Source organism: Mycobacterium sp., from assembly GCF_049673265.1.
Lineage (GTDB): Bacteria > Actinomycetota > Actinomycetes > Mycobacteriales > Mycobacteriaceae > Mycobacterium.
Window position 1 is genome coordinate 1 of sequence record NZ_JBATXN010000303.1, and the last position, 10385, is coordinate 10385.

The window sequence follows — 10385 nt, forward strand, 5'->3', positions numbered from 1 at the left end:
GCCATCTCGCGCGACCTGGATGCGGCGAGGGCCTTCGTTGCCGCTCAGCTCGGCGATCTGGCACGAGACGACGCGAAAGAGCGCGGCGAGCGCGCCGCACTCCTGGCTGTTCTCGACGCGCAAGGGAGTCTGACGACCGCAGCACGCGCCTTGGGAATCCACAAGAACACGGTCCTGCAAAGGGTGCGTCGTGCCGAAGAGCGCAGGGGCCGGCCCGCAACGGTCAAAGTCGCCGAACTGCACGCCGCCCTACTCGTGTGCGACGTGCTGGGGGCCTCGGTGTTGCCCGAGTCATAGCCTCACTGGCAGGAGCCCGAGCGCGCTGGATGTGCTCGCAGCACACCGCGTAGGGCTGGGAGGGCCTTGTTGACCAACACCGGCGGTTTGTAGGTTGGCATCTCATCCCGAAGCGCGACCGAGGAGTCCGATGTTGACTACGACTCAACAATCCCAACCCGCAGCAGCGCCCTCGCAGCATGCCTTGCCTGATCCGGGCGAGCAGGTTCCGACGCTGTCCTGGCCGATAGTCGGCATTTTCACATGTGCGCTTGCGCTCTTCGGCGCATCAACGTGGGCTGCCCTCACTGATACTTTGCCTGCGATCGCCACGATCGCCGCGAGCGCCGCAGCAATCTTCGTCCTGTTCACCGTGTTGCACGACGCGTCGCATTACTCGATCAGCTCACATCGCCGGGTCAACGTCGCCTTCGGTCGGGTGGCAATGTTCTTCGTCTCGCCTCTGATCTCATTCAGGTCGTTCGCGTTCATCCATATTGAGCACCACCGCAACACCAATGACGGTGAGTTCGATCCCGATCACTTCGTCAGCGCTGCGCCCCGGTGGCAGCTGCCCATCCGCTTCCCGGCAATGGACCTGCCATACATCAGTTTCTTGGTGCGTAACGTGCGCAGGCGCCCACGCGCCGAGATTCTCGAAACGGTGGCCTTGATGGCCTTCTCGGTGACGGTGATCGTGTTGGCCGCGTTGACCGGACATCTGTGGACGCTCGCGCTGATCTATCTGATTCCCGAGCGGGTGGCGGTGTTCGTGCTGGCTTGGTGGTTCGACTGGCTACCCCACCACGACCTGGAAGACACCCAACGCCAGAACCGCTATCGGGCGACCCGCAATCGCGTCGGCTCGGAGTGGATCCTGACTCCCCTGCTCTTGTCGCAGAACTATCACCTGGTCCACCACTTGCACCCCTCTATCCCCTTCTACCGCTACGTCGCGGCCTGGCGACGCAACGAGATCCCGTACCTCGAGCGCGACTCGGCGATAAGCACCGTGTTCGGCCAGCAGCTCGACGCCACCCAGTACCGCGAGTGGAAACGCCTCAACGGCAAACTAGCTGCACTGCTCCCAGTCCGAATGCCGCGTTCCTCCGCGGCACGCCATGCCAGCACCCATATGATCCCTGTCAAAAGCGTCGAGCCCCTGACTCCAGGCAGCGTCAAAGTCACTTTCGACGTTCCCGATCACCTCAGCGACCAGTTCCAATTCCAGGCGGGCCAGCACCTGACCGTTAAACACCGCATCGGTGGGAAGGAGGTGCGACGAAACTACTCGATCTGCACCTCGGCCACATCGGGAGAACTGGCGATCGGAGTACGGCACATCGACGGCGGGATGTTTTCAACCTTCGCGGTCGAAACACTGCGAGCCGGTGACGTCCTGGAGCTGATGACGCCCACGGGTAGCTTCGGCGCACCGCTTGATCCACTCGCTCGGCGCGACCATGTGGCGGTCGCGGCCGGGAGCGGGATCACACCCATCCTGTCGATCGTGCACACAACGATGGAGATCGAGACCGAGAGCCGCTTCACCCTCTTTTACGGCAACCGAACGGCAGAGTCGACCATGTTCACCACCGAGCTTGATGAGCTCGAATCTCGATACGCAGACCGGTTACGCATCTTCCACGTCCGCTCAGCCGAGGCGCACCACCCCGCCTCTCTTCGCGGCCGCGTCGACCTGGCGATGGTTCAACGGCTGCTCGCCAGCGACCCCCCTTCGATCGACCGGTGGTACCTGTGCGGCCCGAGCGAGCTCGTCACGACAATGCGCGACGACCTCGCGTCTGTTGGGGTTCCGACCGAGCGGATACACCTCGAACTGTTCCGCGGCACGAAGCAACTCACACACGTCGATGACTTTCCCAAGTCCGACGTGACCATCACTCTGTCCGGCGCGGCTCACACCGTGGAACTCGCAGCGGGTGAGACCGTCCTCGAATCCGCGCTGAAAAACAACATCGACGCGCCGTATGCCTGTCTTGGCGGCGCATGTGGCACTTGCAAAGCCAGGGTCACGACAGGAGCAGTATCGATGGAGCAAAATTCTGCACTTAACACAGCCGAGCTCGAGGCCGGCTTCATATTGACGTGTCAATCCCATCCCACCACGCCAACGGTCACGGTCGACTACGACAGCTGAGCCAACACATGCGCAGGATCCGCCAGCAGTCGCGACCGCGCCGCGCGCCCGGCCTAGTCCGGCTCGCGGGGAAAGCTAGCGCTGGTCGATGGCGACCTTCACCGCGCCGCTTTCGCCCTGGTTTGCGATGGCCAGGAAGGCGTCCCGCCACTGGTCGAGCGCGAAGGTGTGAGTCAGCATGGGACGCAGATCAATTCGGCCGTCGACAACCAAGTCGAGATAGTGCTCGATCGCGTGCTTGCGCTGCCCCTCGACCTCTTCGACACCGAACGCGTTGGAGCCCACCCAGCTGATCTCCTTGAAGTACAACGGACTCCACTCCCACCGGCCCGGTGCGTGCACACCGGCCTTCACCAGCGTCCCCCGCGAAGCCAGCACCCGCACTCCGACCTCGAACGTTTCCGGTTTTCCGATAGTGTCGTAGACGACGTCAACAGCTCCGGGATGTGCCATCGGCAATCCCTGCAGCGGCTGCCACAACCGGCCACCACCCCAATTCACCAACTCTTCAATGACCGCTAGCCGGGGCTCATGCGCCAGCACAATCGTTGCGCCGAACCGGTGGGCCAGCTGCGACTGGGCATCAAAGCGGGCAACCACCGCGACCGCCACGTCCGGATAGAGCGCGCGCAGGATCGCGACCGCGCACAACCCCAGCGAGCCGGCGCCGTAGACCAGGACCCGGCCCGATCGCGGCGGCGGGTGGCGGGTGATGGCGTGTAGCGACACCGAAAACGGGTCGGCGAACACCGCCAACTCGTCGGGCACCGATTCGGGCACCGCGAACAGCATGCTGTCGTGGGCCGCCATCAGCTCGGCGTAGCCACCCGTCACGTCGGCCGACACCCCGGTGTGGATCCCGGGTTTGATGTCGCCGTCGCAAAAGCTCCAACACAGGCTGTAGTCGCCATCCTGGCAGGCCGGGCAGGGCGGCTGGATCCCCCGCGGCCCGCAGGACAGCCACGGGTTGAGCACGACACGCTGACCCACCTCCAGGCCGCGGGCCTTCGGCCCCACCCGGACCACGTCGGCAACCACCTCGTGGCCCATCACTTGCGGAAACGAGCAGAAAGCCGCCATCGCATTGTCGGCGTCACCTTCGCCGAAATCCAGCAAGATCTGCTTGGAGTCCGAACCGCAGATACCGGTCAGCTGGGGCCGGGTGATCACCCAATCATCATGCAGCAGACCAGGATCCGCCACTTGTTGCAGTGCAATCGGGCTGCGGGTCAGTGCGTCGTCGGGCCCCGGCGACGGCTCCGGCGGGACCCCGAACACCAACGCTTTCATCGCGGTGCCATCTGGGCCGCACCGGCGATGTAGGCGTCCAGGTCGGCGTTTTTGGCGTCGACGACCGCCTTCATGTCCGGCAGATAGTGCTCGAAACGGTCGCTGCCCAGCGCCGCGATGATGCCGTCGGCCACCTCATCGGCCGGCACCTTGGGTCCTTGGTAAAGCGGTTCCTCGCTGCCCGGCCGATCCCAGATCTCGGTGTCCACCGGCCCGGGCTCGATCAGCTTCACGCACACACCGGTGCCGTGCAGGTCGACGGCCATCGACTCGCTCCAGCCGCAGAGCGCAAACTTGCTGGCGCAGTAGGCGGCCTCGTGGATGATGCCCAGCCGGCCACCCATGCTGGACACATTGACGATCACGCCGTGGCCGCGTTCCAGCATCCGCGGCAAAACGGCCAGCATCAGCCGCACCGGGGCGAGGAAGTTGACCCGCATCACCTCCTCGACCTCGCCCGGGTCCAGCGCAGCGACCGCCCGGCGCTTCGGTATCGCGGCGTTGTTGACGAGCACATCGATGCCGCCCAGCTCGTCCCACGCCCGCGACGCCAACTCGCCCACCGTCGCCGTTTCGGCCAGATCCGCTACCCACATCGTCGAGTCCGCCGAGGTGCTACGGTAGTCGGCCAGCACCTCGGCAAGACGCTCGGCGCGGCGGGCGATCAGTCCCACCACCGCTCCCCCGCTGGCCAGCCGTCGCGCCAGGTCGGCGCCGATACCCGACGACGCGCCGGTGATCACCACCCGCTTTCCTGCTACCGCGTACGCCATGGCCAAAGCGTGGCGCGAATGGCCAGCTATCACACCGGTTTCGGCAATATGCCTGCATAAGAGGCTATTCGGCGGCGTGCTAAGCTCGTTACATTGGCTAAGTATCAACCCGCCTCCGTGCAGAGAGGTAGCGATGGCACGCACCGACAACGACACCTGGGATCTGGCATCAAGTGTTGGCGTGACCGCCACGATGGTCGCCGCCTCGCGCGCGATGGCCAGCAAAGCCGAGCACCCGTTGATCGACGATCCGTTCGCCGAGCCACTGGTGCGCGCCGTGGGCGTGGACGTGTTCGTCCGGCTGGTCAGCGGCGAGTTGAACCCCGCCGACCTCCAGGACGACAGCGACAGTTCGTCGCGGAGCATGCCGCGGATGACCGACAACATGGCGGTCCGCACCAAGTTCTATGACGAGTTCTTTCTCGACGCGACGCAAGCAGGCATCAGGCAGGCGGTGATCCTGGCGTCGGGTTTGGATTCCCGCGCCTACCGGTTGTCCTGGCCCGATGGCACCACGGTGTACGAGATCGACCAGCCACAAGTCATCGAATTCAAATCCCGCACGCTGGCCGAGATGGGCGCGCAGCCCACCGCATACCGGCGCACGGTTGCGATCGATTTGCGCGACGACTGGCCAACTGCGTTGCGCGCGGCGGGTTTCGACGCCGACCAGCCGACGGCGTGGAGCGCTGAGGGGCTGCTGGGCTACCTGCCACCTGAGGCGCAGGATCGGTTGCTTGACACCATCACCGCGCTGTCCGCGCCGGGCAGCCGGATTGCTACCGAAAGCATGCCCCGGCGGGATGACGCCCTGCGCGAGCGTCTCAAGGAACACATGCGGACCGTCTCCGAGCGCTGGCGTAAGCACGGCCTCGATCTCGACATGACTGAGCTGATCTATTTCGGCGACCGCAACGAGGCGGCACCCTACCTGTCCGATTGCGGCTGGCAGATCACCGGCCGCAGCACACGAGAGCTGTTCGCGGCCAACGGGCTTCCGCCGCTTGACGACGACTTCCCGTTTGCCGACCGGCTCTACGTCAGCGGCATACTGACCGACAAAAAGTAGGAGTCATCACATGACACAGGCCCAATCCGGACGATTCGACGGCGACAGCTGGGACCCGGCATCAAGCGTGGGAGCGACCGCGACGATGGTTGCCGCCTCGCGTGCCATTGCCTCGCAAGGCCCCGACCCGCTGCTCGATGATCCGCTGGCCGATCCGCTGGTCCGTGCTGTGGGCTTGACGCCGTTCATCCGCCTTGTCGACGGCGAGGTCAGCCTGGACGATGACCCGGTGCTGAACCGCCGAACGCGGTCTGAGCAAATGGCGGTGCGCACAAGGTTTTTCGATAACTTCTTCTTGGCCGCCACCGAAGGCGGGATTCGGCAGGCGGTCATCCTGGCGTCTGGCCTGGACACCAGGGCCTACCGACTGGCCTGGCCGGCCGGAACGGTGGTCTACGAGATCGACCAGCCCCAGGTGATCGACTTCACGACCACAACCTTGGCCGATCTCGGCGCCGAGCCGACCGCCGAGCGGCACACGGTCAGCATCGATCTGCGATACGACTGGCCAGCGGAGTTGCGGGACGCGGGTTTCGACGTGAACCAGCCGACGGCGTGGAGCGCCGAAGGCCTATTGCCCTACTTGCCGCCGGAGGCCCAGGACCGATTGTTCGACAACATCACCGCGCTCAGCGCGCCGGGAAGTCAGCTCGCCACCGAGCACATCGGCAACCCGGATGCCTTCTCCGAGGAGAGCGTGCAGCGCATCGGCGAACGGTGGCGGCGCGCAGGTTTCAACATGAACCCGGGCGACCTGTTCTACCAGGGCGAGCGCAGTATCGTGATCGACTACCTGACCGGCCACGGCTGGCAGGTCACCCCGCACCCCGCCCCGGAGCTCTACCAGCGCAACGGATTTACCTTCCCGGACGACGAGTCGATGGCGATGTTTCGGGACATGTCCTATGTCGCCGCCATCCTCGGATAGGGCGGACATGGCACGAACTCATGACGACAGTTGGGATCTGGCATCGAGTGTGGGCGCGACCGCGACGATGATCGCGGCAGCCCGCGCGCTGGCGACCAAGAATCCCCGTGGGCTGATCAACGATCCGTTCGCCGAACCGCTGGTCCGCGCGGTCGGGCTGGAATTCTTCGTGAAGATGGTCGACGGCTTGGTCGACTTCTCTGCCACCGAGAACGCATCGCCGGCCCGGATGCAGACCATCGTCAACGGAATTGGGGTGCGCACCAAGTACTTTGACTCTTATCTGCTGGCGGCCGTCAACGCGGGTGTGCGTCAAGTGGTGATCCTGGCATCCGGTCTGGATGCGCGGGCCTACCGGCTGCATTGGCCGGCCGAAACCGTGGTCTATGAGGTCGATCAGCCACAGGTGATCGAGTTCAAGACGACCACGCTGGCCGACATCGGCGCGCAGCCTACTGCCGAGCGCCGTCCGGTCGGCATCGATCTGCGATTCGACTGGTCTGCCGCACTCCAGGCCGCCGGCTTTGACGCGCAAGCGCCCACGGCGTGGCTGGCCGAGGGTCTGCTGATCTACCTGCCGCCAGATGCCCAGGACCGATTGTTCGACAACATCACCGCGATGAGCGCCCCGGGCAGCACCATCGCCACCGAATATGTTCCAGGCCTTAAAGATTTGGATCCCGACCGGGTTAGCGAGATGACGGCACAGTTTCGCGAGCAAGGTATCGACATCGATATGCCGTCGTTGGTGTACACCGAGGGGCGCAGCCACGTCATCGAATACCTGCGCGCTAAGGGATGGGATGTCGTCGATACCCCACGTGCCGAGTTGTTCCACCGCGAAGGATTCGAGATTCCCGCCCCCGAGGATGACGAGCCGCTGGGCGAAATCATCTACGTCAGCGGCACACTCGCGCGCTAGCTAGAAACGAGACTCTCCCAGCCACAGCACGCTGGCACCGCTGAACGCCCGCTCGGCCTGCTCGATAATCCCGACCACCGACTGGCCGATCAATGCGCCCAGCGCATCCGGCAACGACGCGGCCGCCGGTTGCGACGACGGGCGCGGCCGCAGGAAGTCCCACAGCGACGAGCCCGGATAGCCGACAACGCGGACCTTGGCGTCTTCGTCGAAGCCCGCCAACACCTTTGCGCGACGCACCGCGGTCCTTAGGCCGCCGAGTTCGTCGACCAATCCGTGCTCGAGAGCATCTGCACCGGTCCAGACCCGGCCTCGGGCGACCGCGTCTACCGCCTCGACACTCAGCTTGCGGCCCTCGGCAACCCGGTGCACGAAGTCGGTGTAGAACAGGTCCGCCTCGGCCTCGACCTGGGCGTGCTGCTCAGGGGTGAACGGTGCGTTTATCGACCAGGCGTCGGCGTTGGCGTTGGTGCGCACCGAATCCGACCCGACGCCCAAGCGGCCCTTCAGGTCCCGGGCGATCAGCTTGCCGGTGATCACGCCTATCGAACCGGTGATCGTTCCCGAGTTGGCCACGATCGCGTCGGCGCCCATCGAGGCGTAGTAGCCGCCGGACGCGGCGACCGCACCCATTGAGGCCACTACCGGCTTGCCCCGGTCACGCGCCTTGCGCACCTCGCGCCAAATGGTTTCCGACGCGTTGACCGAACCGCCCGGGGAGTCGACGCGCAACACGATCGCTGACACTGCATCGTCGGCGGCTGCCTCCCGCAGGCCTGCCGCGATGGTGTCGCCGCCGGCGCTGGGGGTGCCGAACGGCAACATCCGCGGGCCGCCGCGGCCGCTGACGATCGGGCCGGCAAGGGTGACGACGGCGATAGTCGTCTTGGGTTTGCGCCCCGGCACCGACGGCAACGACGGTCCGCCCGGCACGGTTGCGCGGGCATAGCGGCTCAGATACAGCCTCGGCGGTGCGTCGTCGGCGTCGGCATCCCCGGCCTCGGGTGAAAGGCCTTCGGCGCCAACACGTTCTGCGATGCGCGCATACGCCTCGTCGCGGAAGCCGATCCGGTCGACCAGCCCCGAGCTGACGGCGTCTTCGCGTAGCAGCGGCGCGCGGTCTGCTAGCGCATCGAGTGAATCCAGGCTGATCCTGCGCGAGCCGGCGACTGCCTGCCAGACCTGGGCGCGCAGGCTTTCCAGCAGCCGGGTGTCGGCTTCGCGATGCGCGTCGGTGTAGCGGTCTTGCGTGAAAAGGTTTGCCGCAGACTTGTATTCACCGCGCGCGACAAACTGCGCTTCAATGCCGGCCTTCTCCAGGGCGTCACGCAAAAACAGCGCATTGGTAGCGAAACCGATCAGCCCGACGGTTCCCGACGGCTGCATCCACACTTCACCGAACGCCGAGGCCAGGTAGTAGGACAGCGTTCCCGGATAAGTCTCGGCCCAAGCCAGCGACGGCTTGACCGCGGTGAACGCGGCGATCGCGTCCCGCAGCTCCTGAACCGGCCCCGGCGCAGCGGCAGGAAGTTGCACCCGCGCAATCAGGCCGGCGACCCGCGGATCGTCGGCGGCGCGGTGCAGCGCGGAGATGGCTTCGCGCAGCACCAATGGACGGCCGCCGCCGGTGATGATCGCCAGCGGGTCGAAGCCGCCGGTCTCCGGCGGCGCCGCGCGCAGGTCCAGTTCAAGCACGCACCCTCTGGGTACGCCGTGGTGGCGGGCGGTGTCGACCCGGCGAGCCAGAGCGCGGACCTCGTCAACACCCGGCGGGTCGGGCAGGAAAGCAAACATAGTGTCGAGCCTACCGATGACCAGCGGCCCCGCCGTGCCGGCGGAGGGTGGGCCGTACGGTGGCGGGGTGCGATTCTCCATCTCAATCCATCAATTCGATTCCGCCGGCTTCGACGCGGCCGGTCAGCGCGACTACCTGACCCGGGCCGAGGAGCTCGGATTCGAGGGCGGCTGGACGCTCGAACAGATTGTCGGCGAAGCACCGCTGTTGGCGCCGCTGGAACTGCTGGCCTACGCCGCGGCCTGCACCGAGCAGCTCCGGCTGGGCGTCGCCGTGCTGGTCTCGTCGTTGCATGATCCGCTCCAGCTGGCCTCGGCGGTGGCCGCGGTCGATCGGCTCAGCCACGGCAGGCTGGATGTCGGCGTTGCACCCGGCGGCGGCTTTCGCCAGTTCGGCGCGTTCGGGGTGGAAAAGGCCACCTTCATCAGCAGCTTCACCGAGGGCCTGGAGTTGATGAAGGCGGCCTGGTCCGATGAGCCGCGGGTGACGTTTGACGGCCGGTTCCGCCAGGTCAACGATCTGCCGATCCAGCCCAAACCCGTGCAGCGGCCGCATCCGCCGCTCTGGTTCGGCGGCCAGGCCCCCAAGGCGCTGGCCCGGGCGGTGCGTCACGGCGACGCGTTCCTGGGTGCGGGTTCGTCGAGCACCGCGAAATTCGGCGAGGCCGTGCAAACGGTGCGCCACGAGCTGGCCGAACAGGGCAAGGATCCCGCCCAGTTCAGCATCGGCAAACGCGTCTACCTGATGGTCGACGACAACGCCGCCACAGCGCGTGAGCGGGTGCTCGCCGGTTTGCACCGCATCTACGGCTCGATGCCCGGAATCGAGGCGGTACCGGTTTCCGGCACGCCCGACGACGTCGCAGCCGGGCTGCGTGACGTCATCGACGCCGGCGCCGAAATGATCCTGCTCAACCCGGTTGGCCCTGACCTCGCCGAGGATCGCGAGCAGATGGAACGCCTTGCTGCAGAGGTGATTCCGCAGCTGCGCTGAGCCGATGCCCCAATTGCCCACCGTCGACCGGCCGACCGCGGTATAACGACTCAATGGTTCTCAAAGTCACCGTGTCGCCGGAATTGATCGACGGAGACGTCGACGAGGGTTACGGCAAGGTCGCTGACGCATTTCGCGCCAACTTCGCGCGCGGGCATGAAGTTGGGGCCGCTGTCGC

General features: G+C 65.8%; 9 protein-coding genes and 1 pseudogene. 7 read left to right on the plus strand and 3 right to left on the minus strand.

The annotated features are described in order from the left end of the window. Together WBF82_RS10665 and WBF82_RS10670 are read left to right on the plus strand one after the other, a co-directional pair. The coding region (locus WBF82_RS10665) for a helix-turn-helix domain-containing protein (RefSeq protein WP_424383006.1) at positions 1-297 on the plus strand (297 nt) is incomplete at its 5' end. Positions 298-427: 130 nt separating this feature from the next. Further along, on the plus strand, positions 428-2437 hold the full coding sequence (locus WBF82_RS10670) for a fatty acid desaturase (RefSeq protein WP_424383007.1): 2010 nt from the start codon (positions 428-430) through the stop codon (positions 2435-2437). Between the two features lie 75 nt (positions 2438-2512). Here the strand turns inward: WBF82_RS10670 and WBF82_RS10675 are convergent, their stop codons facing one another. Beyond that, on the minus strand, positions 2513-3727 hold the full coding sequence (locus tag WBF82_RS10675; RefSeq protein ID WP_424383008.1) for a zinc-dependent alcohol dehydrogenase: 1215 nt from the start codon (positions 3725-3727) through the stop codon (positions 2513-2515). Beyond that, a complete protein-coding gene (locus WBF82_RS10680; protein ID WP_424383009.1) occupies positions 3724-4500 on the minus strand; it encodes an SDR family NAD(P)-dependent oxidoreductase in 777 nt (258 codons plus the stop codon). The genes WBF82_RS10675 and WBF82_RS10680 overlap by 4 nt, the downstream gene beginning before the upstream one ends. A 133-nt stretch (positions 4501-4633) precedes the next feature. Between WBF82_RS10680 and WBF82_RS10685 the strand changes: the two genes are divergently transcribed. From WBF82_RS10685 to WBF82_RS10695, 3 genes are read left to right on the plus strand one after another with little or no spacing between them, the layout of a single operon-like run. Then, positions 4634-5569, plus strand: coding sequence for a class I SAM-dependent methyltransferase (locus WBF82_RS10685; protein ID WP_424383010.1), 936 nt, complete (start codon positions 4634-4636; stop codon positions 5567-5569). A 10-nt stretch (positions 5570-5579) separates the two neighbouring features. Beyond that, entirely contained in the window at positions 5580-6497 is a 918-nt protein-coding gene (locus WBF82_RS10690; protein WP_424383011.1) for a class I SAM-dependent methyltransferase, read from the plus strand. A 7-nt stretch (positions 6498-6504) separates the two neighbouring features. Continuing rightward, entirely contained in the window at positions 6505-7419 is a 915-nt protein-coding gene (locus tag WBF82_RS10695) for a class I SAM-dependent methyltransferase (protein WP_424383012.1), read from the plus strand. Here WBF82_RS10695 and sppA read toward each other — a convergent pair whose 3' ends face one another. Next, on the minus strand, positions 7420-9213 hold the full coding sequence (sppA, locus tag WBF82_RS10700) for a signal peptide peptidase SppA (RefSeq protein WP_424383013.1): 1794 nt from the start codon (positions 9211-9213) through the stop codon (positions 7420-7422). It lies immediately after the preceding gene. A 67-nt stretch (positions 9214-9280) separates the two neighbouring features. On the opposite strand from sppA, the gene WBF82_RS10705 reads away from it, so the two are divergent. Then, positions 9281-10207, plus strand: coding sequence for an LLM class flavin-dependent oxidoreductase (locus tag WBF82_RS10705; protein WP_424383014.1), 927 nt, complete (start codon positions 9281-9283; stop codon positions 10205-10207). Positions 10208-10260: 53 nt separating this feature from the next. After that, positions 10261-10385: pseudogene (locus WBF82_RS10710) on the plus strand (EstA family serine hydrolase); the annotation flags it as partial.